The sequence below is a fragment of the Labrenzia sp. OB1 genome, from assembly GCF_001624695.1.
GTDB lineage: Bacteria > Pseudomonadota > Alphaproteobacteria > Rhizobiales > Stappiaceae > Roseibium.
This window is the reverse complement of record NZ_JSEP01000014.1, coordinates 99,720-125,852: the sequence shown is the minus strand read 5'-3', so window position 1 is coordinate 125,852 and position 26,133 is coordinate 99,720. Positions and strand designations below refer to the sequence as shown.

The 26,133-nt window shown below is 60.2% G+C and carries 27 protein-coding genes; 5 read left to right on the top strand and 22 right to left on the bottom strand.

Features of this window, described 5'->3' with window-relative positions; genetic code table 11:
* Positions 1-66: 66 nt before the first annotated feature.
* The 4 genes from OA90_RS18365 to OA90_RS18350 form a co-directional block, all read right to left on the bottom strand.
* On the bottom strand, positions 67-1,044 hold the full coding sequence (locus OA90_RS18365) for a beta-ketoacyl-ACP synthase III (protein ID WP_068415331.1): 978 nt from the start codon (positions 1,042-1,044) through the stop codon (positions 67-69).
* A complete protein-coding gene (plsX, locus tag OA90_RS18360; protein WP_068415328.1) occupies positions 1,041-2,105 on the bottom strand; it encodes a phosphate acyltransferase PlsX in 1,065 nt (354 codons plus the stop codon). The genes OA90_RS18365 and plsX overlap by 4 nt, the downstream gene beginning before the upstream one ends.
* Before the next feature lie 245 nt (positions 2,106-2,350).
* Positions 2,351-2,917 carry a DUF177 domain-containing protein gene (locus OA90_RS18355; protein ID WP_068415326.1) on the bottom strand — a complete coding sequence of 189 codons (567 nt, stop codon included), beginning with the start codon at positions 2,915-2,917 and terminating at the stop codon, positions 2,351-2,353.
* 79 nt (positions 2,918-2,996) lie between these two features.
* Positions 2,997-3,566, bottom strand: coding sequence for a ubiquinol-cytochrome C chaperone family protein (locus OA90_RS18350; protein ID WP_208986186.1), 570 nt, complete (start codon positions 3,564-3,566; stop codon positions 2,997-2,999).
* 102 nt (positions 3,567-3,668) lie between these two features.
* Here OA90_RS18350 and bamE point away from each other — a divergent pair, with 102 nt between their 5' ends.
* Entirely contained in the window at positions 3,669-4,106 is a 438-nt protein-coding gene (gene bamE, locus OA90_RS18345; protein WP_068415324.1) for an outer membrane protein assembly factor BamE, read from the top strand.
* Positions 4,107-4,301: 195 nt separating this feature from the next.
* On the opposite strand, the gene OA90_RS18340 is transcribed toward bamE, so the two are convergent.
* From OA90_RS18340 to OA90_RS18265, 16 genes are all read right to left on the bottom strand, one after another.
* Complete coding sequence (locus OA90_RS18340) at positions 4,302-6,440, bottom strand: sodium-translocating pyrophosphatase (protein WP_068415317.1); 2,139 nt, start codon at positions 6,438-6,440, stop codon at positions 4,302-4,304.
* Between the two features lie 218 nt (positions 6,441-6,658).
* Positions 6,659-7,882 carry an MFS transporter gene (locus OA90_RS18335; protein WP_068415314.1) on the bottom strand — a complete coding sequence of 408 codons (1,224 nt, stop codon included), beginning with the start codon at positions 7,880-7,882 and terminating at the stop codon, positions 6,659-6,661.
* 200 nt (positions 7,883-8,082) lie between these two features.
* On the bottom strand, positions 8,083-9,081 hold the full coding sequence (gene thiL / locus OA90_RS18330) for a thiamine-phosphate kinase (protein WP_068415311.1): 999 nt from the start codon (positions 9,079-9,081) through the stop codon (positions 8,083-8,085).
* Between the two features lie 2 nt (positions 9,082-9,083).
* Complete coding sequence (gene nusB, locus OA90_RS18325) at positions 9,084-9,617, bottom strand: transcription antitermination factor NusB (RefSeq protein WP_068415308.1); 534 nt, start codon at positions 9,615-9,617, stop codon at positions 9,084-9,086.
* A 5-nt stretch (positions 9,618-9,622) separates the two neighbouring features.
* Complete coding sequence (gene ribH / locus OA90_RS18320; RefSeq protein ID WP_068415418.1) at positions 9,623-10,072, bottom strand: 6,7-dimethyl-8-ribityllumazine synthase; 450 nt, start codon at positions 10,070-10,072, stop codon at positions 9,623-9,625.
* A gap of 148 nt (positions 10,073-10,220) precedes the next feature.
* A complete protein-coding gene (locus OA90_RS18315; protein ID WP_068415306.1) occupies positions 10,221-10,832 on the bottom strand; it encodes a riboflavin synthase in 612 nt (203 codons plus the stop codon).
* Position 10,833: 1 nt separating this feature from the next.
* Entirely contained in the window at positions 10,834-11,958 is a 1,125-nt protein-coding gene (gene ribD / locus OA90_RS18310) for a bifunctional diaminohydroxyphosphoribosylaminopyrimidine deaminase/5-amino-6-(5-phosphoribosylamino)uracil reductase RibD (protein ID WP_068415303.1), read from the bottom strand.
* Positions 11,959-11,978: 20 nt separating this feature from the next.
* Positions 11,979-12,455: a transcriptional regulator NrdR gene (nrdR, locus tag OA90_RS18305; RefSeq protein ID WP_068415300.1), complete on the bottom strand. Its 477-nt coding sequence runs from the start codon at positions 12,453-12,455 to the stop codon at positions 11,979-11,981.
* 29 nt (positions 12,456-12,484) lie between these two features.
* Entirely contained in the window at positions 12,485-13,795 is a 1,311-nt protein-coding gene (glyA, locus tag OA90_RS18300; protein WP_068415297.1) for a serine hydroxymethyltransferase, read from the bottom strand.
* 362 nt (positions 13,796-14,157) lie between these two features.
* On the bottom strand, positions 14,158-14,385 hold the full coding sequence (locus OA90_RS18295; protein WP_068415295.1) for a serine hydroxymethyltransferase: 228 nt from the start codon (positions 14,383-14,385) through the stop codon (positions 14,158-14,160).
* Positions 14,386-14,493: 108 nt separating this feature from the next.
* A complete protein-coding gene (locus OA90_RS18290) occupies positions 14,494-15,780 on the bottom strand; it encodes a L,D-transpeptidase family protein (RefSeq protein WP_068415287.1) in 1,287 nt (428 codons plus the stop codon).
* 453 nt (positions 15,781-16,233) lie between these two features.
* Entirely contained in the window at positions 16,234-16,749 is a 516-nt protein-coding gene (locus tag OA90_RS18285) for a MarR family winged helix-turn-helix transcriptional regulator (protein ID WP_068415286.1), read from the bottom strand.
* Between the two features lie 155 nt (positions 16,750-16,904).
* Positions 16,905-17,837: a 3-hydroxyisobutyrate dehydrogenase gene (gene mmsB / locus OA90_RS18280; RefSeq protein WP_279625824.1), complete on the bottom strand. Its 933-nt coding sequence runs from the start codon at positions 17,835-17,837 to the stop codon at positions 16,905-16,907.
* A 71-nt stretch (positions 17,838-17,908) separates the two neighbouring features.
* The gene (locus tag OA90_RS18275; protein ID WP_068415277.1) at positions 17,909-18,328 is read right to left on the bottom strand and encodes a DUF6163 family protein; all 420 of its coding nucleotides are present in this window, start codon (positions 18,326-18,328) and stop codon (positions 17,909-17,911) included.
* An 18-nt stretch (positions 18,329-18,346) separates the two neighbouring features.
* Positions 18,347-19,381, bottom strand: a complete 1,035-nt coding sequence (locus OA90_RS18270; RefSeq protein ID WP_068415273.1) for an enoyl-CoA hydratase/isomerase family protein — start codon at positions 19,379-19,381, stop codon at positions 18,347-18,349.
* A gap of 56 nt (positions 19,382-19,437) precedes the next feature.
* On the bottom strand, positions 19,438-20,577 hold the full coding sequence (locus OA90_RS18265) for an isobutyryl-CoA dehydrogenase (protein ID WP_068415271.1): 1,140 nt from the start codon (positions 20,575-20,577) through the stop codon (positions 19,438-19,440).
* Positions 20,578-20,864: 287 nt separating this feature from the next.
* Between OA90_RS18265 and hemB the strand changes: the two genes are divergently transcribed.
* The 3 genes from hemB (at position 20,865) to OA90_RS18250 (ending at position 23,722) form a co-directional block, all read left to right on the top strand.
* Positions 20,865-21,860 (top strand): porphobilinogen synthase, encoded by a 996-nt coding sequence (gene hemB / locus OA90_RS18260; RefSeq protein ID WP_244274671.1) that lies wholly within the window; start codon positions 20,865-20,867, stop codon positions 21,858-21,860.
* Positions 21,857-23,107 (top strand): threonine ammonia-lyase, encoded by a 1,251-nt coding sequence (locus OA90_RS18255; RefSeq protein WP_244274666.1) that lies wholly within the window; start codon positions 21,857-21,859, stop codon positions 23,105-23,107. The genes hemB and OA90_RS18255 overlap by 4 nt, the downstream gene beginning before the upstream one ends.
* A gap of 108 nt (positions 23,108-23,215) precedes the next feature.
* The gene (locus OA90_RS18250) at positions 23,216-23,722 is read left to right on the top strand and encodes an RDD family protein (RefSeq protein WP_068415256.1); all 507 of its coding nucleotides are present in this window, start codon (positions 23,216-23,218) and stop codon (positions 23,720-23,722) included.
* 66 nt (positions 23,723-23,788) lie between these two features.
* Here the strand turns inward: OA90_RS18250 and OA90_RS18245 are convergent, their stop codons facing one another.
* On the bottom strand, positions 23,789-24,373 hold the full coding sequence (locus OA90_RS18245) for a YeeE/YedE thiosulfate transporter family protein (protein WP_068415254.1): 585 nt from the start codon (positions 24,371-24,373) through the stop codon (positions 23,789-23,791).
* 3 nt (positions 24,374-24,376) lie between these two features.
* Positions 24,377-24,928 (bottom strand): YeeE/YedE thiosulfate transporter family protein, encoded by a 552-nt coding sequence (locus tag OA90_RS18240; protein WP_068415413.1) that lies wholly within the window; start codon positions 24,926-24,928, stop codon positions 24,377-24,379.
* 243 nt (positions 24,929-25,171) lie between these two features.
* Here OA90_RS18240 and OA90_RS18235 point away from each other — a divergent pair, with 243 nt between their 5' ends.
* The gene (locus OA90_RS18235) at positions 25,172-26,095 is read left to right on the top strand and encodes a LysR family transcriptional regulator (protein WP_068415252.1); all 924 of its coding nucleotides are present in this window, start codon (positions 25,172-25,174) and stop codon (positions 26,093-26,095) included.
* The last annotated feature ends 38 nt before the right edge of the window (positions 26,096-26,133 follow it).

Sequence of the window (26,133 nt, the reverse complement as noted above, 5' to 3'; positions counted from 1 at the left end):
CGGCGGGTCGGTCAACCGGAACTCCGCAACAAGTTAAGATTTGTCGCAATAAGCCGGCAGCGACAGCTACCAGCGCAGGAGAACCGATCCCCATGTAAATCCGCCACCCATTGCCTCGAGCATCAGGAGATCGTTTTTCTTGACGCGCCCGTCTCTGACAGCCGTATCGAGCGCCAGCGGAATGGAAGCTGCGGAGGTGTTTCCATGCAGTTGCACGGTGGTGACGACCTTCTCCGGTGCAATGCCGAGCTTCTTGGCGCTGGCATCGATAATCCGCTTGTTGGCCTGATGCGGAATGAACCAGGTCAGATCCTCCGAAGTCAGGCCAGTCGCCTTGTAGGCGTCCTCGATCACGTCCGTGATCATGCCAACCGCGTGTTTGTAGACCTCGCGGCCCTCCATGCGCAGATGACCGACTGTCTGAGTTGAGGACGGCCCACCATCCACATAGAGCTTGTCCTTGTGGCGGCCATCGGAGCGAAGATGCGATGTCAGAATGCCCCGGTCTTCATTGCCCCCGGCGCCTTCAGCCGCTTCCACGACAACAGCCCCCGCGCCGTCGCCGAAAAGCACACAGGTGCCCCGGTCTTCCCAGTCGAGGATGCGGGAGAAAGTCTCGGCACCGATGACCAGGCAGCGTTTTGCAAGCCCGGTGCGAACATAGGCATCGGCAGTGGTCAGTGCGTAGACGAAACCCGAGCAGACTGCATGGATATCGAAGGCAGCTCCGTGATGGATGCCGAGACCGGCCTGCACGGTGACCGCCGTTGCCGGAAACGTGTTGTCCGGCGTCGCCGTCGCCAGGATGATGGTATCGATGTCCTGGGCATCGCGGCCGGCCGCCTCGAGCGCCCGCCTGGCGGCCGCAAGAGCCAGATCCGAGGTCAGCTCGCCTTCGGCGGCGACGTGACGCTGCCTGATGCCGGTGCGCTGAACGATCCATTCGTCGGACGTATCGACCATCCGGGACAGATCATCATTTGTCAGAATTTTTTCCGGCAGGAAGCTTCCGCAGCCGGTTACGGTTGAACGGATAACGCTCACAAATCACCTTCCGATGTCGGCGCGGCTTCTGCGAAGCGGCCGCGATGGTAATGCACAAGATCCTGAGCGATCTTGTGGGTCAATTCATTTTTCACCATGTCATAGGCCAGATCGATCGCCGAGGCATACCCCTCCGCATCCGTCCCGCCATGACTCTTGATCACGATGCCGTTCAAACCCAGGAACACACCGCCATTGACTTTGCGCGGGTCCATCTTCTCGCGCAGCAGATCAAACGCGCCCTTGGCGAAAAGATACCCGATCTTCGACATGAAGGTTCGGTTCATGGCCGACCGCAGGTAACCGCCGATCTGTTTGGCGGTGCCTTCCGCCGTTTTCAGGGCGATGTTGCCGGCAAAGCCCTCCGTCACAACGACGTCGACCGTCCCCTTGCCGAGATCGTCGCCTTCGACGAAACCGGCGTAATTCAGGGAACGCAGAGGGGTCTCGCGCAGCAAACGTCCCGCCGTGCGCACTTCCTCCAGACCTTTCACTTCCTCCACACCGATATTCAGAAGCCCCACCGTGGGACGCTGGACACCGAAGACGGCGCGGGCCATGGCGCCGCCCAGAATAGCAAAATCGATAAGCTGCTGTGCGTCGGCGCCGATGGTCGCACCGACGTCCAGCACGACCGATTCCCCGCGCAGCGTCGGCCAGATGGCGGCAATGGCTGGCCGCTCGATATTCGCCATGGTGCGCAGGCAGAACTTGGACATGGCCATGAGAGCGCCGGTATTGCCGGCGGAAACGGCGACGGATGCCTCTCCGGTTTTCACCGCCTCGATGGACCGCCACATGCTGGACCGCCACCGCCCCTGGCGCAGGGCCTGACTGGGCTTGGTGTCCATCGCAATCGCGACTTCACAATGATGGACGGTGGAAGCGTCGCGGACCCGGGGATATTTTTCCAGAAGCGGACGCAAAACCTGTTCGTTGCCGTAGAGAAGAAACCGGATATCGGGATGGCGGACAAGCGCGATCTCCGCACCGGGTATCACAACTTCGGCCCCGTTATCGCCGCCCATGGCATCCAATGAAATCGGAATCGTTTTCGCCATTTAGAAGGTCTTTTTAACGTTTTTCTACAAAGGGCGTCACCTGGACGGTGCGCCCGCAATGTCCCACCGGTTCGGCAGGGGCCCTGATCCGGCGCGAACATAACGGTTTTGGACGGAGTGACAACCGTTTTCCTTACCCTTGCCGGTGAAGAGACTGAAAAGCGGCGGGAAAACCGCGACCGGAGCACGCGCCTGCCGCGGCAAACCGGCGCCAGGGTCAGGATCGGCCGGATGAGGCCGGAGCGTCAGCTTTCCTTTTCGTCCTTCAGGGCCTGGAGGGCGGCGAACGGGGAAGGCTTTTCCTCCGCCACCTCATCATCGGCCTCCACGTCACCGCCTTCAAAGGCGACACCCGGCTTGCGCGGGAATGGATCGAGCGACAGAGCCAGTTCCTCGCAGATGACCGCACCGAGGTCCAGAACCCCGTCGACGATGACATCCGGCGGATCCAGCGACTCAAGGTCGATCTCGATTTCGCCGTCCTCGTTGAGATCCCTGATCTTGCGCTGTTTGCCGGAATGGGCCTCGAAGGTCCGGTCGACATCGAGCTTCAGGGAACTCTCGAACGGCTCGAGCGAAACGACGCAGACCTGGGTGATGGTGGCGGTGACCGGTCCCACCACTCTCAGACCGGCCTTACGGTAAGGCTTGAGGGTGAACTCCGCCTTCAGATCATGAACTGCTTCAAGATCGAACGCCTTGGCGATCGCCTTCAGGCCGTCTTCATTCGGCGCCACAAGGACGGTTTGGTCCTTATCGACCACACTGGCGGCCGTCACCTTGAAGGAATAGGGAAATTTGTCCTTTGCCATGGGTCGTCTTTCTTTTTTACGTCTTAGGCTCGAGATTCTATTGCGCGATGGTCTGTGGTGCGAACGTCCTGGACCGGCTTCAAACAGGCAGGTCCCTGAACGCCTCCGGATCGGCCCAGTTGATCTGTCCGCTCATCAGATCCGCGACTGTCTGATCGCCGAGACGGTTTGCTGACTCAAGGATATAATGCGCCAGACGCAACTGTGCGACGGGTTCGGGATTGTCCGGGAAGACATTGCGGCCGAGAGCCTCGGCAAGTTCCACCGCATTCGCGCTGTCGATGGCAGGGTTGTAGACATTGGCGCGGCCGTAAAAGGCCTCCCCCATGACCGTGATCTTCTTCTGCACGCGGCTGTCGCTGACGCCCATCTCGCGCAGGGACGCATCCATGTCCTGGAAAAACAGATCGAAGACATACTGGGTAAACTCGGAAACCGTCTTCCCCTCCCCGCGCATTCGCCTGAAATACAATACTGCGTGAGCGACGATCAGGTCGAACCGTCCGTCAATTGTGTCGGGCACATGAAAACCGCTATAAAATGCCGGTTGCCGTGCTTGAGCCACGATTTCACAATAGACCTTGTGCTCGGCATCGCGGTTGCGGCGGCGGAACAGGCCGAAAATCATGACGGTCTCCAAAGTCTTCATTCGAGTCTGCTGTTGTCATGTGCCCTATCCCACGATAGAGATTTTGCCAAGCAACGAAATTCAAAAGCAGCCAGACCGGTCTGGCCCAACGGGACTTCTTAAATGAACTTCAAGGCAAGCGCCCTGATCCTTCCGCTTCTGGCCACACTGCCGCTGGGAGGCTGTTTCACGTCCACCTATACACACGGGCACGTGGTCACCACCGACATGCTGAACCAGGTTCAAGTCGGCTCCAGCCGTGAACAGGTCGAACTGGTGCTTGGATCGCCGTCAACGACGTCGAGCCTCAATGGCGATGCCTATTATTATATTTCGCAAAAGACAGCGACGACGGCTTTCATGGCGCCCGATATTGTCGAACAGCGCGTAGTCGCCGTTTATTTCGACAAGGACGGCTATGTGCAGGATCTCGGCAACTACTCGCTGCAGGACGGCAAGATCGTCGACATCGTCACGCGCAAGACCCGCACAGGCGGCGCCGACTACGGCTTCCTGACGCAGATCCTGAGAGGCGCTGCAAACCCGAGCCTCGGTCTTTAAGGCATTCTCTTCAATCAGGTTTGTATGATCCATGGGTCATCAACGAGAAACCCCGGCCAAAGCGGCCGGGGTTTTTTCTTTCAGAGCGTCAGGCGTTTAAGAAACGCCCGACGCTCTGCCATTCAGGAGTCGATCAGCTTTTGGCCAACAAGCCGTTTCCGGCTTATCGCCCGCTGATCCAGGCACCAATGGAGATCAGTGCGCCAGGACCGCCAGAAGCAGCAGGGCGACGATGTTGGTGATCTTGATCATCGGGTTGACCGCGGGACCTGCGGTATCCTTGTAGGGATCGCCCACAGTGTCGCCGGTAACAGACGCCTTGTGCGCTTCGCTGCCTTTCTGGTGGGTAACACCGTCCTTGTCGGTGAACCCGTCCTCGAAGGACTTCTTGGCATTGTCCCAGGCACCGCCGCCCGCCGTCATGGATATGGCGACAAACAGGCCGGTTACGATCACGCCGAGGAGCATCGCCCCCAGCGCGGCAAAGGCATCTGCAGGTGTTGCCACCGCCTTGACCACAAAGAACACAACGATCGGCGAAAGCACCGGAAGCAGCGACGGCAGGATCATTTCCTTGATCGCGGCTTTGGTCAGCATATCAACAGCCCGGCCGTAATCCGGCCGTTCAGTGCCCTGCATGATGCCGGGCTTCTCCTTGAACTGACGGCGGACTTCCTCAACCACTGCTCCGGCCGCCCGGCCGACGGCCGTCATGGAGATACCTCCGAAGAGATACGGCAGAAGACCACCGAACAGGAGACCCGCCACCACATAGGGGTTGGACAGCGAGAACAGCGTGGAGACATCGATGCCATAGAAGATCGATCCCTCCAGCGCCGTGCTGGAGAAGTGCTTCAGATCCTCCGTATAGGCAGCGAAGAGGACCAGCGCCCCCAGACCGGCGGACCCGATGGCATAGCCCTTGGTCACCGCCTTGGTGGTGTTGCCGACCGCATCGAGCGCATCCGTCGTCGATCTGACTTCCGCGGGAAGGTCAGCCATCTCGGCAATACCGCCGGCGTTGTCGGTCACTGGGCCGAAGGCGTCCAGTGCCACAACCATCCCCGCCAGCGCCAGCATGGTCGTCACCGCGATGGCGATGCCGAACAGGCCGGCGAACGTATGGGTGACGAGAATGCCGGCGATGATGATGATCGCGGGAAGCGCCGTTGCCTCAAGTGACACGGCAAGGCCCTGGATCACGTTGGTGCCGTGGCCGGTCACCGACGCCTGGGCGATCGATCTCACCGGACGGTATTCCGTGCCGGTGTAATATTCGGTCACCCAGATGATCAGGCCGGTGATGATCAGACCGACGAGGCCGCAGATGAAGAGGTCGAAGCCGTTGAAGCTGAAACCTCCAGAGGTGGTGTATTCGGTACCGGCGCCAAGCCAGCCGAAGATGATGCCACCAAGCGCGACTGCCGACAGCAATGCCGTGGCGATGAAGCCCTTGTAGAGGGCACCCATGATCGAGTTGTTCTTGCCGAGCTTGACGAAGAAAGTTCCGATGATGGACGTCACCACGCAGCTTGCCCCGATCAGAAGCGGCAGCAGCATCAGTTCGATGGCCTGTCCCCCGGAGAAGTAGATGGAGGCCAGAACCATGGTGGCGACGACCGTCACCACATAGGTCTCGAACAGATCGGCCGCCATACCCGCGCAGTCGCCGACGTTGTCACCGACATTGTCCGCGATCGTTGCCGGGTTGCGGGGGTCGTCTTCGGGAATTCCCGCTTCCACCTTGCCGACAAGGTCGCCGCCGACATCCGCCCCCTTGGTGAAGATGCCGCCGCCGAGACGGGCGAAGATCGAGATCAGCGATGCGCCGAAGCCGAGTGCGACCAGTGCGTCGATCACCGTGCGGTCCGTCGGATCGTATCCCAGGCCTCTGGTCAGGATGGCGTAGTAGACGGCCACGCCCAAAAGGGCCAGACCGGCGACGAGAAGACCGGTAACAGCGCCGGACTTGAAGGCAATCTCCAGACCTGCACCGAGGCTCTGGCTCGCGGCCTGAGCGGTCCGCACGTTGGCGCGGACGGAAACCATCATGCCGATATAACCGGCACTTCCGGACAGAACCGCGCCGATGGCAAAACCGATTGCCGCCGGACCGGAAAGCAGTACCCAGGCAATCACAAACACAACCGCACCGACAATGGCGATGGTTGTATACTGACGGTTGAGATAAGCCTTGGCCCCTTCCTGGATCGCCCCGGCGATCTCCTGCATACGGGCGTTGCCCGCGTCCGCCGCCATGACGGATTGGATTGCCCAGGCGCCATAGGCGATGGACAAGAGACCACAAATTATGATGACGACAAGCTCGATCATGCTTCCTCCCAAAACTGCGGCGGACTGATTTTGTTTTTGTTTATCCCGCCTGACTGTGCCTCCCGCCGATTCCTCTGCGTGAGGGATTGACACGATAGCAACAAAGCAGAGCCGCTCGTCAAGCTCTCAGATCGACTAATTAGCCAGTTCCGTGACGGTATTATTTGGTGCGGTGCAGTATTTATGCTGCACTGACGAAATAAAATTTGGGAGAAACTTTAAGCGGTTGTAACTGCTTTTCTTTCAGCCAAAACGAGCCAGCCGAGAAGCCCGAGACACAGGACCACGAAAGGAAAAACAAGGATATTCACCGTGTTCCAGCCGTAGATATTGAGAAGCGCTCCGGAAGAAAAGGACGCCGCGGCCACGAATCCGAACACCATAAAATCATTGACCGCCTGAACCAGATTGCGCTCTTCCGGCCGGTATGTATCGGTCAGCATCGCAGTCGCGCCGATGAAGCCGAAGTTCCAGCCGAGACCAAGCAGCACGAGCGCCGTCCAGAAATGACTGAGTTCGACCCCGGTCAGCGCAATCACCGCGCAGCCCGCCAGAAGCGCCAGACCAATGGAGACAATCCGTTCCTTGCCGAACCGTGCAATCAGGTTTCCGGTGAAGAAACTCGGTCCGAACATGGCGAGCACGTGCCATTGAATTCCGAGCGCGGCATCGGTTTCCGTCAGGCCGCAGGCGATCATCGCCAGCGGGGTCGCGGTCATCACCAGGCTCATCAGGGCATAGGAACAGATCCCGCATGCCACCGCCACGAGGAAGCGCGGCTGCGCCATGATCACGCGCAACGGACGCCCTCCGGCCTGTGCGTGCGTGCGCCGTGGCGGAATGGGGATCTTGATGAAGGCCAGCAGGCACAGGGCGATCAGCGCCAGTCCGGCCTGCGCCAGATAGGTGCCTGCGAACAGGATCGGCTCGAACAGATCCTTCGTCGCGATCACGGTCTGGGGACCGACCACGCCGGCCAGAACACCTCCTGCGAGAACCCAGGAGATTGCCTTGGGCTTGAAGGCATCGCTCGCCGTATCGGCAGCGGCGAAGCGGTATTGCTGGACAAAGGCCCCTGCAAGCCCGCCCAGACAGCACGCAAGCGCAAATAGCAGGAACAGGTCCTCAAAAACCGCGTAGGAAGCCAGAAGACCGGAAAGCGCTCCCAGCAGCGCCGCCCCCATGAAGCCCGCCCTGCGGCCGTAGCGGCGCATGATAATGCCCGCCGGAATGGTGCCGAAGGCCGTTCCCAGAACCATGGCCGAAACCGGCAGGGTGGCAAGGGACTTGTCCGTTTCCAGCATCATGTAGCCGACCAGCGGCCCGGTCGCGATAACGATGGAGGCCGATGCGCCGCCGATGGCCTGAGCCAGACCAAGAAGCAGCGCATTGCGTTTGGCCAGACGATCATCGACGAAAACGTCCGGAGTTGCGGCAGTCATGGCTGGTCTCTCGAATAGCTTGGTTTGGTAAGGGCGGGGCCTGATTTCTAAAGCGTGTCGCGTTGAATTGCATGCTGGAAATCACCCGAACACGTTTGCAATGCAAACGTAGCCCCGGGCATTTTCCCAGATCCATGGCCCTGTTTGAACGCAACACGCTATAACATGGCCGCCAGGGAGGGGATAGTCGTCGCGGCAGATCAAAAGTGGCGAAAGCCGCCATTGAAATCGCACTGGAACGGTTTGCCCGCTTCCGTGAGATGCACGCCGCCCAGGCCCTGATCTACCCGGCCGATTTCGGTTACGGGGCACCCGGTGACCTGCGCTGCCCGCTGAAAGGCGACCGCCTCGCCTGCCGGCACGCTGGCAAGGATTTCATAGTCGTCACCGCCATTGAGGCAGCGTGCGAAGTCTTGCGGCGACTTCACCTTGAGATGCTGGAGCGCACCCGAGAGCGGGATCCGCTCCACATCGATCGTGATATCGACAGCGGAGGCTTTCGCCATATGACCGCAATCGGCAATCAGTCCGTCGGACACATCGAGGGCAGCACAGGCAAAGCGGGTGATGAGCACCGCCAGCCGGGTTCTCGGCCTCGGCAGCAGATAACGGTCCAGAATGTGCAGCTCTTCGCTTTCGGTCAGGTCATGCTCCCGACTGAACTGCGGGTGAAGGCGGGCTTCGAGGCCGGCGGCCGCATCGCCAATGGTTCCGCTCACGAAGAGAATGTCCCCCGGGCGTGCCCCAGAGCGGCGGACGGTCTTGCCCGTTTCCACTTCGCCTATAGCGGTAATGGAGATCTGCAGGCCATTTCCGGAGCGGATGGTGTCCCCTCCGAGCAATTGAACGTCATAGGCGGCCTGGTCCGCGGCCAGCCCGTTGCAGAAGCGCTCCAGCCAGGTTTCCGTCCAGCCGGCGGGCAGAGCGAGCCCCATCAGGTAGCCGCGCGGGCGTGCGCCCTTGGCGGCCAGATCCGACAGATTGACCCTGAGCGCCTTGGCGGCGATCGCCTCCGGTGCGTCTTCGGAGAAAAAATGTATGTCGGCGGCCAGCATGTCCTTTGTCAGAACAAGATCATGGCCGGCTTCTGGCGCCAGCACCGCGGCGTCGTCCGTCAGCCCCAGGCTCCCGGGATCGGTCGCCAGCGGCGCGAAATAGCGCTTGATGAGCGTAAATTCGTCCGGCCGGTCACCATCCATGATCAGGAGGCACCATCAACCTTGCTGACCTGGGTATCGGCATCGAATTCCGCGTTGCGCAGGTCGTGGGCCAGCCGGTCGAGCACACCGTTGACAAGACCCGGCTCGTCGTCCTCGAAAAAGGCCTTCGCGACGTCGATATATTCGGAAATGATGACCTTGGCCGGGACATCCTTGCGGCGCAGCAGCTCATATGAGCCGGAGCGCAGGATGGCGCGCAGCAGGCTGTCGATCCGCTTCAGCGGCCAGTCTTCCGTCAGCGCGGTATGGATAAAGGGATCGAGGAACTTCTGGTCCTCGACCACACCGGAGACGATCTGCTTGAACCATTGTTCATCGGCATCGCGGTACTGGGCGCCGTCGATTTCCTTGCCGAGGCGAAAAGCGGTGAATTCGCTTATCACATTGGCAAGCGGCGAGCCGCCCACATCCATCTGGTAAAGGGCCTGGACCGCCGCAAGACGGGCCACACCGCGTTTATTCGCCGGGCGCACAGTTTTTGCAGCCGGTTTTTCCGGGTCGGCCTTTCCGGTCATTTTTCTTATACTCCAAGCCGTTCGCGCAGGGCGATCATCTGAAGGGCCGCATCAGCAGCAGCCCCGCCCTTGTTCTTGTCGTTCACCTTCGCACGGGCCCATGCCTGATCGCCGTTTTCTACGGTCAGGATGCCGTTGCCGACGGCGAGATCAGCGTCAATGATCAGGTCCATGATGGCCCGGTTCGATTCATTGGCGACAATGTCGTAATGCGAGGTTTCGCCCCTGATCACGACGCCCAGAAGCACGAAACCGTCGTACAGTTCGCCCTCATTTTCCATGGCTGTCATCGCCATGGACAAGGCGGCCGGGATCTCCAGCACACCCGGAACGGCGATCCGTTCATAACTGGCGCCCGCAGCTTCAATCGCCTTCACAGCACCTTCTGCGAGCGCGTCGGCAAGATCCTCGTAGAAGCGGGCTTCTATGATCAGCAGTTTCGGGGCAGCGCTCATGGGTTTTACCATCCAGTATCAGGCCGCGACAGGAACCACGTCTGCCCCGGTTTGTCCAGTCATTCATACAGGATCGCCCCGTGGCGACCGCACCACATCGCAATCGTGTTTAACAACAACAGCTCACGTCCGGAATGACGTTGCGTCTTTAATCAATCCTGCTGAACTCTGCGAGACGGGCCGCATAGCGGGCCATCATGTCCACTTCAAGATTGATCCTGTCTCCCACCTGACGGTCAGACCATGTGGTCACTTCCAGCGTATGCGGGATGAGGAACACGGAAAACAGCAGCCCGTCGACCTCATTGACCGTCAACGAAGTGCCATCCAGGGCGACGGAGCCCTTTTTGGCGATGAAGGGCGCGGCTTCCGCGGGCGCTTCGAACTGAAAATAAACGGACTCCGGATGGTCTTCTCGCCTGGTGACGGTCGCGACACCGTCCACATGCCCCAGCACCAGATGCCCGCCGAGCTCCGCCCCCATTGTCAGGGACCGTTCCAGATTGACGTTCTGGCCGGTCTGCCAATCCGAGACGGTTGTCAGAGCGAGCGTTTCGGCGGCGGAGACCACATCGAACCAGTTGCCGTCCGGAGCGTTGTCCTTGGCGGTAACAGTGTGGCAGACACCCGCACAGGAGATAGAGGCTCCGATATCGAAGCTTTCCGTGTCAAATGCGGTGCGTATCCGGGTACGTTTGCCCGCCGGAACGTCTTCGATGGAAAGAATTTCGCCAAGGTCGGTCACAATGCCGGTAAACATGTCAGGCTCCACTCCGCCTCAAATAGATAAAGCTGTCCGGCCCGAATTTACCGGCATCCACACGCTCGAATCTGGGGTCCTGAAGAACATCTGCAAGGTCAAGGCCATGCAGAGCCGGTATGCCGCCCGCGCCGATCTGGATATCGCCGGTAACCACACAAAGGTCATCCACAAGATCGGCGGTCAGGAAGGAGGACGCTATCCGCGCTCCGCCCTCCACCATCAGGCACGTGATGCCACGGGTTGCCAGCGCGCTGAGGATGACGGACGGGGCGATGCCGGTTTCGGACGCCGGGACGCGGATGATATTCACCCCGGCCTCCGCCAGGGCATCAAGGCTGTCGGGGTCCGCGGCGTTTCCGCAAATCAGCCAGACCGGAACATCCACGCAGGTGCGCACGAGTTTCGATCCAACAGGCAGGTGCGCGAAGCGGTCGACGACCACACGGACGGGCGAGCGGCCCGCAAGTCCGGGCAGACGGCAGGTCAGTTGCGGATCGTCCGCGAGCGCCGTGCCCGAGCCGATCAGAATGGCATCGTAGGCAGCCCGGAAGCCGTGCACCTTGCGCATCGACAGATCCCCGGAAATCCTGATCTGCCCCTCCCCGGCCTTGCCGATACATCCGTCCCGTGAAGCAGCGAGCTTCAGGAACACATGCGGCCGCTGCCGGAGCTGACGCATCGTGAACCCGTGATAAAGCACCTTCATAGACGCTTCGCGCACGCCCACAGTGACTTCGATCCCGGCATCTTCCAGCATTTTCACGCCGCGGCCGGCAACTCGGGGGTTCGGGTCCAGCATCCCGACGATCACGCGGCTGATGCCGGCATTGATCAGCGAGAGCGCACACGGCGGCGTGCGGCCATAGTGGGAGCACGGCTCGAGCGTCACGTAGCACGCCGCGCCTCTTGCCTTGTCTCCTGCCTGGTTGAGCGCATTCACTTCCGCATGGGCCATGCCCGGGCGCGACGTCACACCCCGTCCGACCAGAACCGGGCCGTCCTCGTTTTCACGGACGATCAGGGCGGCCACGGAAGGGTTCGGCCAGACGTGGCCGAGCCCGCGGCGGGCCAGACGTTCGGCCGCCGCCATGAAGCGCTCATCGAGATCGGGATTAGCTGACATGAAAAGCCGGTTGCAACGGGTCAGTTGTCTTTGACGGGATGTTTCTCAGGGTCGCTGAGTTCGTCCAGAAGTGCTTCGAAATCCTTGGCTTCACGGAAATTCCTGTAAACGGAGGCAAAGCGCACATAGGCGACGTCGTCGATAGCCTTCAGGCCTTCCATCACATGATTGCCGATGGTTTCCGCGGTGATTTCACTTTCACCCGAACTTTCCAGCTGGCGGACGATGCCGCTGACCATGCGTTCGATCTTTTCCGGATCGACGGGACGCTTGCGCACAGCGATCTGCACGGAGCGCATCAGTTTTTCCCGGTCGAAGGGAACCCGGCGGCCGGAACGTTTCAGCACCATCAGCTCACGCAGCTGAACCCGTTCGAATGTCGTGAAACGGCCGCCGCAGGTGTTGCAGATCCTGCGCCGACGGATGGCGGTGTTGTCCTCGGTCGGGCGGGAATCCTTGACCTGGGTTTCCTCGCCGCCGCAAAACGGACATCTCATCTTTCAAAGCTCCTGACGGGACCCGTCGATTACCCCCCGTAGATCGGGAACCGGGCCGTCAGTGCTTCTACCTTGGCTTTGACGGCCGCTTCAACCGCCGCGTTGCCTTCTTCGCTGTTTGCTGCCTTCAATCCGTCCAGAACTTCGGTGATCAGCAAGCCGACTTCGCGGAATTCCGCCACGCCGAACCCGCGTGTGGTTGCGGCCGGAGTTCCGAGCCGGATGCCAGACGTCACGAAGGGTTTTTCCGGGTCGAAGGGGATGCCGTTCTTGTTGCAGGTGATGTTGGCGCGGCCGAGAGCTTTCTCGGCGACCTTGCCGGTGGCGTTTTTCGGGCGCAGATCGACGAGCATCAGGTGGTTGTCCGTTCCGCCGGAGACGATGTCCAGGCCCTGCTCCTTCAGCACCTCGGCCAGCGCCTTGGCGTTTTCGGCCACGGCGCGGGCATAGATCTTGAATTCCGGCTGCAGCGCTTCCTTGAAGGCAACCGCCTTGGCCGCGATCACATGCATCAGCGGGCCGCCCTGGAGACCGGGAAAGACGGCGGAGTTGATCTTCTTGGCAATCGCCTCGTCATTGGAAAGGATCATGCCTCCGCGCGGACCGCGCAGGGATTTGTGGGTGGTGGTGGTGACCACATGCGCATGCGGAACAGGAGACGGATGCACTCCTCCGGCCACCAGACCTGCGATATGAGCCATATCGACCATCAGATACGCGCCGACGCTGTCTGCGATCTCGCGGAACTTCTGCCAGTCCCACAGGCGCGAATAGGCCGTGCCGCCGGCCAGGATCAGCTTTGGCTTGTGCTCATGGGCGAGACGCTCGACCTCTGCCATGTCGAGCAGATGATCTTCCTTGCGCACACCATAGGAGACGACGTTGAACCATTTGCCCGACATGTTGACCGGAGAACCGTGGGTCAGGTGGCCGCCGGAATTCAGGTCGAGCCCCATGAAGGTGTCTCCCGGCTGCAGCAGCGCCAGGAACACGGCCTGGTTCATCTGGCTGCCGGAATTGGGCTGAACGTTGGCGAAGCCGCAGCCGAACAACTGCTTGGCGCGTTCAATCGCCAGTGTCTCGGCGACATCGGCAAATTCGCAGCCGCCGTAGTAGCGCTTGCCCGGATAGCCTTCGGCGTATTTGTTGGTAAAGATCGACCCTTGAGCTTCCAGAACGGCACGGGAGACGATGTTCTCCGAGGCGATCAGCTCGATCTCGTGCTGCTGACGGCCGAGTTCCTTTTCGATGGTATCGAAAATATCGCTATCTGCCTCTTCCAGACCACGGGTGAAGAAACCGGACTGCAGGGGCTGATTGGAGCTTTCCATCAAAGACATCGCACCATCCTTGTTCTACGGCCCGATTGCAGGGCCTTGTTTCGCGGCCCTGTTGTCAGGCCATTTTTCACAACTGTCCGCATGCAAGGTTCTCCCCCGGATGCGTTCCAGCAACTCGATTCCGGCGACCGGGGCTCACAGCCGCATCGGCCTTTCTGGCGGAGCCCCGGCGCATTGACCGGGTCACGGCGTCTTGCAGGTCAAGCAACGCCCTGCGACGGCCAAGCCAACTCGAGGCGAGGAATTAACACAGGCCCCGGGAAGAACCAAGGGTCTTACCGACGCACGCCAACTTGAAAACGACGCTGTGGCCCGAACGCCATGACCGGAGCCGGAGAGAGCGGTCAAATCGGCCGGATCATTCAGTAAAGCGACGGGTCGGACCGTCCGCCGGCTGCTTCGCGTTCCTGCTCTATCCGGCGTTGAAGCTTACGGATGGCGATCCGTTTCAGATCTCCCTGGGAAGCAGAATTCGGTCCGAACGCTGACACTTCGATACCGGTCGCGGCATCCATCGCGATCACCTGGACCTGACGGCCGACAGAACGGAATTCAAGATAGATCTCGCCGGACTTCGGCTCGCGACTCATGTTATCGATCCTTGCGCGCAGACCCCCAGAATCCACGAAACGCCGGTCTGATCAAGGCCGGCGTTTCGCAGTGAACATAAAGATCGGGTTGTCGTGCCGGAAACCGCGTCAGAGACGGGCCTGTGTACCGGTACCGTAGAGATCGTCCCGATTGTAGATATCCTCGCGAAAATGCACGACGCCGTCCGCATTGGCCCAGGCGGTGACATAGGTCAGGTAGAGAGGAATCTGACCTTTCAGCTTCACGTCTTCACGCTCGCCGGTGCGGATGACCGAATCCACGCGGGTGCGGTCCCAGTCCGGGGTGGTCGATTGCAGAAGCCACGTCACAAGCTCACGCACGTTCTGAACACGCACGCAACCGGACGAATGAAACCGGTAGTCTTCGCCGAACAAAGTCTTGGACGGAGTGTCGTGCAGATAGACCTGGTGCTTGTTGTGGAAGTTGATGCGTACGGAGCCGAGTGAATTGTCCGATCCCGGATCCTGTGTGAACCGGTACTGGGTCGCCTCTTCGGTGTTCCAGTCGATCTGCTGCCAGGACATTTCGTTCCCGCTCCAGTCGAAGATGCGGATGTTGTTCTTCGCCAGATATTGCGAGTCCTCATTCATCTTGGGGATCAGGTCCTTGCGGATGATGGAGACGGGCACTGTCCAGTAGGGATTGAAGTTCAGTTCGTAAATCTTGCTGTTCAGGATCGGCGTCTGACGGTCGATCTTGCCGACAACGGCGGTATGACGGGACCGCACACGGCCGTTCTCGACCGCTTCGATTTCGGCAGCCGGAATATTCACCATCACATAGCGGTCACCAAGGAAACCGGACATGGAGCGCATGCGGATCATGTTGGTTTCAAGCTGGCGCAGACGCACATCGGCGGGAATGTTCAGCGCGGTCACCGTGCCCTCGCCCATCACGCCGTCCGGGATCAGACCGTGACGAAGCTGAAAGCGGCGCAGGGCCGTGTCCACGTAGGAATCGAACGTGTTGGACAGGCCTGCCTGCTGCTCAAGATCGCCGGAAACGATCAGGCGGCGGCGCAGTTCGACAACGCGCGGGTCTTTCGCACCGATTCTCAGCGGCTTGCCACCGGGCGTGACCATACCCCAGCCGCCGGCCTGCACGATGCGCTGATAGCGGTCGATGGCGACAGAAATGTAATCAGCCGTTTCCGGCGACAATGTCGGTGCGGACGACTTCACTTCCTTGATGTTGTCCGTGGCGATGTCGAAGTTATCGGCCCACTCAACCTGTTGGCCGGAGGATTGCGCCTGCGCCTGGGCACCCGCCATAAGCGGCGCCACGATCCCGAGTGCGCACAGGCTCCCGAGCGTCCGCCGAGTAATCCATCCGTGGTGAAGCTTTATCCCGAACTGTCCGGATAAAAGGTTCATTGCCGACCCCATCTTGCTGCGTTTCACGCGCTGACCTGTCTTACAAGCACCTTTTGTTCAACCGATCGCGAACAACGTGCCCTGACACCTTAAATTCAATCAACTTCCTGACGAACAAGCGGTTGCGACCGGACGTCCGCTGATGTCGTGCCTGAGGCCCGGATGACGAATTGATACGTACCGCACCACATTTACCAGCTCCGATTCCTAACGTAAGGGAGTTAACAAATCGCTTGATTTTTTAACCGAAATCTTGCTGGAAGCACCGCACAAAGCCATTTCAATGTGACCTAAAGATGTCGATGACAGCAACTCATTTCAGGCCTGTCATCAACGCAGGTATTTTGAAAGAATTCGGTCGCATGGAAACGCAAATCTGCGTGAGGCGGCAAAAAAGAAAGCACCGCCCGGTGGGCGGTGCTTATCAAACTCAAATGTGTCTGCTGTCTGCCCTTAAAGGCGGTACAGGATCTGGTCAGTCCAGAACCGCTCGAGGCGGCGAAGGGACTTGTTGAGAACCGCGAAGTCCTCTGGTCCGATTTCACCGACCTGTTCGACCGACAGAACGTGACGCTCGTAAAGATCGTTGACGATCTTCGCCACTTCCCCGCCCTTTTCCGTCAGGCTGACGCGAACGGAGCGGCGGTCCATACGGGAACGCTGGTGGTGGATGTAACCGGTTTCGACCAGTTTCTTCAGATTGTAGGAAACATTCGATCCCAGGTAATAACCGCGCGTGCGCAGCTCACCGGCCGTCAGTTCCGAATCGCCGATGTTGAACAGCAGCAGTGCCTGCACGCTGTTGACATCTGACCGGCCCATACGATCGAACTCATCCTTGATAACGTCGAGAAGACGTCGGTGCAGCCGCTCTACGAGCGTCAGAGCCTCGAGATAAAGCGGCTTGATTTCCGCTTCTTCACTCTGGCTCGGTGCAACAGCGTCAACTGCCCTGCTTGCTGTAATCATTGTAATTGCGCCTCTTCAAGTACCTGTCTTTCGACGGATATTATTCCCGCCTTACTAAGCAATTTAACCGACCGATTCTAAAATCTGCTTAAGAGACACGCTGAATCATTGGTTAATTTTCACGAGGTCTTTGAAGGGGTCATTTAATACATTGTTTATGATGATCCCCGCAGGAACTTCACAATGGCAGAGAAATCCTGGCTTTCCCCACCCGAGTTGCAGAACAGCGCATAGAGGGACGCTGCTTCAGCGCCCAGTGGCGTTGCCGCGCCGGAGGAATTCGCGGCCTCCTGTGCCAACTTCAGATCCTTGAGCATCATCGCGGCGGCAAAGCCGGGCTGGTAGTCCCGGTTCGCCGGACTGGCCGGCAGTGGACCCGGCACCGGGCAATAGGACGTCAGCGCCCAGCACTGGCCCGATGCGGTGGAGGAAATGTCGAAGAGTTTCTGTGCGTCGAGGCCAAGCCGTTCCGCCAGCACGAAAGCTTCGGACACGCCGATCATGGAAATGCCCAGGATCATGTTGTTGCAGATTTTGGCTGCCTGGCCATTGCCGGCACCACCCGCATGCACGATCGTCTTGCCCATGATGTCGAGATAGGGTTTGGCCGCCTCATAGGCGTCATCGGCTCCGCCCACCATGAAGGTCAGCGTTCCGGCGGCAGCCCCGGTGACGCCCCCGGAGACTGGCGCATCGACCATGGGCATACCCTTTTCGGTGGCCGCCGCGATCACCGCGCGGGCGCTGTCCACATCGATGGTCGAACTGTCGATCAGCAATGTGCCCGGTTTGGCATTTTCCAGAATGCCGCCCTCGCCCTGATAGATCTGGCGCACATGTTTGCCCGCCGGCAGCATCGTCACGATTATATCCGCGGCGGCCGCGAGTTCTGCAATACCTGCCGCCTTTTCACCACCGGCATCGGCATGGGCAGACATGGACTGCGCAGACAGATCGAAGCCGAGCACCTTGTGTCCGGCCTTGACGAGATTGACCGCCATCGGGCCACCCATATTGCCAAGCCCGATGAACCCGATTGTCTGTGCCATTGCGTTTCTCCCGAAAGAAAATTGGTGATGTTTTTGAATCTGTTGTGCGAAGCAGTTCACGCCCGGAATCAACAGGGCCGATATCCAGTCAACCCGAACCCGGGCCAGCGTCAGCCGGAACCGGCGCGGTTTTCCCTGTCCATCAGGTAGACCAGCAAGCCGAAGATCGCGATTGTCAGCAGGTAGAAGGCAATCTCATAGGGCCGCCGGCCATAGAGATCGGAAAAGATCGTGTGCATGACGATCTGGCTGAAGCAGCGGAACAGCCACATGACCGTTCCCCAGGAGACGGTCAACCAAAGGCCGGTTGCCGCGACCAGATCCAGCACCGCGAAGAACACGATCGCGCCCTGAAGGGCGACGGGCATATCCCAGAACCACAGGCCGCGCCATTCGACGATGCCGATTATCCGCGCCCAGTAAATGACGCCGCCACCAATCAGAAGAATCGCCATCGCGCGCAGATACCAGACCAGAACGGTGCTCCACGGCGGGCGGGAGTCGATCAAGTCCTGAAAACTGGTAATCATGCGCGGTCCGGTCCCGGATTAAAGTGGAAGATCCCCAACAGACGGTTTCTCGAAATACGACGCCAGACCGGCCCTGTCCACCTGACTGAAGTGGGAAGGCACCCATTTCGGATCCTGATCCTTGTCGACCAGCACCGCGCGAATGCCTTCGAAAAAATCCTCACTCTGGAGAATCCGGCACAGGATGCGGTATTCGAGCCGCATGCAGTCGTCAAAGGAAAGCTGCGCACCGCGCTGCATCTGCTCAAAGGCGATCAACACGCTTGTCGGCGATTTCTGGTGAATTGATTCCAGCGTCTTTTGCGCGAAGGCGTCCCGGGAATTTTCGAGGCGTTCCAGAATTTCCTCGACCGACCCTGCTGAAAACACCTGTTCGATCAGGTCCGCGTTCCCGCTCAACGGCCCCTTCTCCGGCGTGACCAGATAGGGTGCCAGAGCCGCGCCGATGTCGCTCGCGGTTTCCAGCGCCTTTTCCAGATACGGCAGGGATGTTTCATCGATTGCATGGGTCAGCACGCCGGTTGCCAATGCGTCGCCCTGCTTCACGCGTCCCGCGCTCAGGGCGCAATAGACGCCTGTTCTCTTTGGCATGCGCGGCAGAAACCAGGTGCCGCCCACATCCGGAAAGAAACCGATTGCCGTTTCCGGCATGGCGAACAGCGTCTTTTGTGTGCCAACGCGATGGCTACCGTGCACCGAAACGCCGACACCTCCCCCCATGACGATCCCGTCGATCAGGGCAACATAAGGTTTCGGATAGGTCTTGATCTGCGCATTGAGGAGATACTCGTCGCGGAAAAAGGCGCTGAGCCCGTCGAGCTGCCCCGCCTGGCGGGCATCATAAATGCTGCGGATGTCGCCACCGGCGCAGAAGGCTTTTTCGCCGGCTCCAGTGACGACCACATGAGCCACGTCCGGATCATCCGCCCAGCGCTCGAGCTGGGCGGCGAGCGCTGTGACCATCGCGTGATTGAGCGCGTTCAGTGCCTTCGGGCGGTTCAAGGTGACAAATCCGGCCAGGCCGCGTTTTTCAAACAGGATGTCGTCGGTCATGCTGGCACCTCACGCGATAGTGGAGTCGTTTCAAGATGTAACGGGAACCGCTTCACTCAGTCCTTCAAAAGCTGACGGGCGATGATCAGCCGCATGATCTCATTGGTGCCTTCCAGGATCTGATGGACCCGGACATCGCGGAAATAACGTTCGATGGGATAGTCCCGCAGGTATCCGTAGCCGCCATGAAGCTGCAGCGCATCGTTGACCACCTTGAAGCCGGTATCCGTGGCAAGACGCTTTGCCATGGCCGCGAGCCTGGTCGCATCCGCGGATTTGCTTTCCACGGCCTGAGCGGCCTTGTGCAAAAGAAGACGGGCCGCTTCCAGTTCGGTCGCCATGTCCGCGAGGCGGAACTGCAAGGCCTGGAAGTCGGCGATCGGCTTGCCGAACTGCTTGCGCTCCTTGACGTAGGCGAGGGAAAAATCGAGACAGGCCTGGGCCGCGCCCAGTGAGCAGGCGCCTATATTCAGGCGTCCCCCATCCAGAGCTGCCATCGCGATTCGGAAGCCCTGTCCTTCTTCGCCCACCAGATTGGCCTTGGGAACCCGACAATCGGAGAAATTAACCTGCGCGGTAGGCTGGCTCCTCCAGCCGAGCTTGTCTTCATTGGCACCGAAGCTGAGACCCGGCGTATCCTTTTCCACCAGCAGGCAGGAGACGCCCGCCGGGCCCTCGCCTCCGGTGCGCACCATCACCGCGTAGAGATCGCTCACTCCACCGCCGGAGATAAAGGCCTTGGAGCCGTTCAGAACATAATGATCGCCGTCGTCCCTGGCGCTGGTGCGCAGGCTGGCCGCATCCGACCCGGACCCGGGCTCGGTGAGGCAATAGCTGGTCAGGAGCTCCATCGCGCACAGCCGGCCGAGGTATTTTTCGCGCAACGCCTGCGACCCGTAGGTATCGATGATCCAGGAAACCATGTTGTGAATGGACAGATAGGCGGCCGTAGAGGTGCATCCCCTGGACAGCTCCTCAAAGATCAGCGCCGCGTCCAGCCGGGTCAGGGCCGAGCCGCCGACATCCTCGCGCACATAGATACCGGCGAAGCCGAGCGTGGCGGCCTTGCGCAGGGTCGGAACGGGAAAATGGCTGTTCTCGTCCCATTCCTTGGCGAAGGGCGCCAGCTCGTCGCGCGAAAAGCTCGCCGCCATGTCCTGAAAGGCGCGCTGATCTTCATTCAGAGAAAAGTCCACGGATTGTCCTCCCAAGCGCGGTGGAGACCAGGGCTCCCGCCGCAATCCCTTTTTGCAAGGGCCTGTCATTTCACTGTCGCGACAGCACTAAAGCATATTTGACGCTCACGTCAAACAAACTCTTTTTCGTTATTGATTTCAGTTATTTTACAGAATGTTGGAAAGCTCAGATCTGCGTGATAGATTGCGGCTCACACATGCGGAAACGCAGATTCACCGCCACTCTCATCATGCAGACAGAGACCATGTCGTCCAGATCCAAGCTTCCGCCAATCACCCCAGACCATATGGATACGCTTCTGGCAGGCACGCGCCTGCGCCGGAACCGCCAGACGGACTGGTCCCGCCGCATGGTGCGCGAGAACACGTTGACGGTGGACGACCTCATCTGGCCGGTCTTTCTGGTCGATGGCGAGAAGGTGCGCCAGCCGGTGGCGTCCATGCCGGATGTCTTCCGCCTTTCGGTCGACGAGGCGGTGCAGGAAGCCGAGCGCGCCGCCCAGCTCGGCATTCCGGTGATGGCGTTGTTTCCCTACACCGAACCCGAGCTGCGCGACGAAATGGGCACGGAAGCGCTGAACGCGAACAATCTCACCTGCCGTGCCCTGAAGGCGATCAAGGCCGAAGGGCTCAATCTCGGGCTGATGACCGATGTGGCGCTCGATCCCTATACCAGCCATGGCCATGATGGCCTGATGGAGGGTGAGACGATCCTCAACGATGAAACCGTCGACCGGCTCTGCCGACAGGCGCTGGTTCAGGCGGAAGCCGGATCGGATGTCATCGCTCCGTCCGACATGATGGATGGACGGGTCGCCGCCATCCGCCAGTCCCTCGACGGGCAAGGCTTCCGGGACACGCAGATCATGGCCTATTCAGCCAAATACGCCTCCGCCTTCTATGGTCCGTTCCGCGACGCGGTCGGCTCGTCCGGAACGCTGAGGGGCGACAAACGCACCTACCAGATGGACCCGGCCAATACGGATGAAGCCTTGCGCGAGACGGAGCTCGACATCGCGGAAGGCGCGGATATGGTCATGGTCAAGCCCGGCCTGCCGTATCTCGACATCGTCCGGCGCATCAAGGACACCTTTCAGGTTCCCACTTTCGCCTATCAGGTCTCCGGTGAGTACGCGATGATCAAGGCGGCAGGGGCAAATGGCTGGCTGGATGACGAACGCGCCATGATGGAAAGTCTGATGGCCTTCAAGCGCGCCGGCGCAGACGGCATCCTGACCTATTTCGCACCGAAGGTCGCCGCCATGCTGGCCGACGCCGGATGATGGAGGCCGCGCAAGTTGTAAACGCTCCGGTGACCCTGGAGGAAATCCTTCGGGCCGCCGAACTGATCAAGGGTGCGGTGCTGGAAACACCCTGCCTGCCCGCTCCGCGCCTGTCGCAGCTCACCGGCGCGGATGTCTTTGTCAAATACGAGAACATGCAGGTCACCGGCGCCTTCAAGGAGCGCGGCGCGCTGGTCAAGCTTGCCAGCCTCGATGACGCGGAAAAGACGCGCGGCGTAATCGCCGTTTCGGCCGGCAATCATGCGCAGGGCGTTGCCTATCACGCCGGACGCCTCGGCATACCGGCAACCATCGTCATGCCGGTGCTGACACCGTTTGTGAAGATATCCGCCACTCGGGGCTACGGCGCGGAAGTGGTGCTGGCCGGCAACACGCTGGCCGAAGCCAAGGCGGAGGCGGACCGGCTGGCGGAAGAGCGCAATCTGGTCTGGGTGCATCCCTATGACGATGTGCATGTGATCCGCGGCCAGGGCACGATCACGGCCGAAATGCTGGCAGCCCAACCGGATCTCGATGTGCTCGTGGTGCCGGTGGGTGGCGGCGGGCTGATTGCCGGCATGGCAACGGCCGCCAAGGCTCTCAAACCCTCCATCGAGGTGATCGGGGTCGAGACGGTGCTTTATCCGGGCATGTGGGGAGCCTTTTACGGCAAGGAGGTCCGCTGCGAGGGCGCGACCATCGCCGAGGGCATCGCCGTGCGTGACATCGGCGTGCTGACGACCGAGATCGTCAGAAAAACCGTCGATGACATCCTGCTGGTTTCCGAAAGCAGCATCGAGCAGGCGATCAATGCCTATCTCACCCTGCAGCGCACGATTGCCGAGGGCGCGGGCGCTGCTGGCCTTGCCGGTCTTTTGAGCGAACGGGACCGGTTCACCGGCAAGCGGGTGGGCCTCGTTCTGTGCGGCGGCAACATCGATCCGCGGCTCTTGTCCAAGATCGTTGTGCGCGAGCTGGCCCGGGACGGCAAACTGGTCTCCATCCGCATCGACACGCCGGATCGGCCGGGTGTCCTTGGCGAAATCGCCACGGTCATCGGCGACCTGCAGGGCAATGTCGTCGATGTGGAGCATCACCGGCTGTTCCTCAACGTTCCCGCCAAGGGCGCGACACTGGATGTCACCTTCGAGGCCTTCGACCGCCCGCATGGCGAACGCATCGTCGCTGCCCTGCGCGAACACGGCTACGGCGTGCGCTACCTGGAAATCGGCGAACGGATGGAGTGAACGGGAAAAGCGGCAGATCCGCCGCTCTTCCGCGCAAGAGAACGCGGGATTTGCGAATCCCTGCGGAAGTTCCCACATTCAGGTCATCACAAAACCGGGAGCCGGATCATGTCAGTTGAAACCTCATCGCAATACGACCGTCAGGACGTGTTCGACGCCGCCCTTCATCCGGACCTGTTCTCAGGCGTCCGCAGCCGCCGGATCTTCGCCTTTTTCATTGACGTGATCGCGATCGCGCTGCTGACCCTAGTGGCCGGGGTATTGGTGTTCGTGCTCGGCGTGTTCACGCTCGGTCTCGGCTTCCTGCTCTATGCCATCCTGCCAACCGCCGTCGCATTGATCTATGTGGCCTTCACGCTGGGTGGCCCGCAGTCATCAACACCGGGCATGCGCGCCATGGGCCTGGAAATGCGCCTCTGGTATGGCGACCGGCCCTATCCCCTGCTCGCAGCGGTCCACGCCATCCTCTTCTGGTTCTCCATCTCGCTGCTGACACCGCTCGTCCTGCTGGTCTCCCTGTTCTCCGACCGCAAACGTCTGCTGCACGACATGGTGCTGGGCGTGGTCGTGATGAATTCGGCGTATTACCGGGAATATGTAGCGGGGAAAGCGTAGTGGCGCTTCACTTGGTTGGCGTTGAGGCCAAGCGTGCGCCTGGAGCGCACGCTGCAAGGTAAGAGATCATTCCGCGGGGAGACGCGCGTCCTTGCGGATTATCCGCTCCGGCAGAACGAAGGCCACGGCGACGAAGACCAGTCCCAGCACGATGCCGAGCGTGTCGCCGGGCAGACCGGTCAGCCCCGGGTAATCCGTGCCGGGGATCGCTCCGAGCGTTGCGTTGCTGCCGAGAATTGCGTCAAGAAGGCCGGTGGCCTTGACGGCGGGATAGGTCGCCATGTAGGCGGCGGCGCCCAGAAGGCCACCCGCGATGAAGGCAAAGGCATCCCGGCGGCCCGCGCCGGCGGCGACAACGCCGGTGCCCGGGCAATAACCGGCAAGCGCCCAGCCGACGCCGAGCAGCAGGCCACCGGCGAAGACGCCAAGATAAGCCGTTTTCACCGACATGTGGCCGACCTCGACGATGCCAAGCATCTGCCCGGCGAACATCAGCACAGAGCCGACACCGATGGCCAGCAGGATCGCCTTCATCAGTTTAAGATTGGTGAGGTTGAGCATGCGCCCGATGACATTCGGGTTGGAAGCGCTAATGCGGTCCAGAACCGCGCCAAAAGCACCGCCGATCGCAAGAGCGAGTATGATTTCCATGGGTTACGCCTCCTCTTTATAGAGCATCAGGGCGGTTGGAACCGCCGCGGCGAAGGCGCCTGCGGCAAACAGATAGCCTGACACCGCCGTCTGCATCATGCCGGACATCATGTGGCCGGAGGTGCATCCGCCCGCCAGCCGCGCGCCGTAAAGAACGATGAAGCCACCGGCGAAGGCCGCCGCAAAACGCTTTATCGGGCTGTCGCCGAAGTTCGCCTTCCAAAGCTCCGGGACGCGGCGCTCTGCAGGGCCCACGCCGCCGCGCTGCCAGGCCGAGGCAGCACCACCGAGCAGCATGGCCAGAACGAAGAGGAAACTGTAATTCAGCGGGTTGGCGACCGCCTTGGCGTATTTGCCGCCCGACTTGGCAAGATAGGCGTTTGTCGCCGTATAGCTGTCCTCGGTCTGCGTCACCACAGCGGGATCGACCGCGTCCCACAGCACCCCGTCGAGGATAACGAACTGGGTCGAGACCCCTATGGGCTTGACCAGCAGCACCGCCGCGAAAAAGACCAGCCCCAGGGCCAGCCCGCCTGTTTTCCAATCCAGTGTCATGTCAGCCTCCATATATATTCATTTATTCGAATAAATAGAACTATTTGGAGTCGGCTTTGATTTTTGTCAATTTTTGCAGGATTCCGGAGATCTTTGGAGATCGGAACAATATTTACCCCGCGCGTGCCAAGCCGCCCTCTTCCTGAAGTCAACATCAGGTGGCTTGTGAAAAAGCCCCGGTCGACAAGAACAAATCTGTGTTAGGCATTGCGCCGTTTCCCATCTCTCGACCGGGTGCCTTGAATGAACAGCGACTGGCAAATCGAATTGCGGGCCTTGCGGTACTTCATCTGTGTCGCCGAGGAAAAGAGTTTCACCCGCGCCGCCGGCCGGCTCAGGATCGCGCAACCTGCTCTCAGCCGGCAGATCAAGAAACTGGAAGAAGACTTGCGGGTTCAGCTGTTTATTCGCAATTCCCGCGGAGCCGAGCTGACCGAGGCCGGAGAAATTCTTCTGCGCCGCGCCTATCTCATCTTCAATCAGGTGCAGCAGACGCATCACGACGTCACGATCCATTCAAGACACCTGGGTGGGGTCGTGTCTGTCGGCATGCCGCCGACCCCAGGAGAATTCATCGCCCCCCGCCTGCTGGAACGCAGCAAGGAACGCTACCCGGATATCGAGCTACGGTTTGTGGAAGGTTTCAGCGGAGAACTGGAACGCAAGCTCGCCAACAACGAGATCGGCGTCGCCGTGATGCACGACCCCGCCCCCAGGGACGATATTCGCATCAGCAAGTTGCTGGTCGAGCATCTGTGCCTGGTGGGGCGGTCGGGCACTCTGGAAAAACCGGAATATTCCCTGGCTGAAGCCGGCAGTTATCCGCTGGTGATGCCAAGCCGGCCGAATTTCCTGCGCATTCTGATCGACGGGCATGCCGAACAGCTCGACATCCCCCTGAACATCGTGACGCGCTCCGACGGGATCGGGCATACCAAGTCACTGGTTAAATATGGTCACGGCTTCACAATCCTGACCTACGGCGCGGTCATTTCCGAAGTGCAGCAAGGCGTGCTGCAGGCCGTGCCCATCTGCAATCCGGAAATCCTGTGGACCCTGTGCGTCGCCATGCGCACCGATCAGCGCCGCAAACGGACCCTGGCCGTCATCGAAGAACTGATCCAGGAAGTCGTGCAAGAACTGGTCGCTGAAGGTATCTGGAAATGACTCATACCCAAAAGGCATAATACATATACGCCTATTGT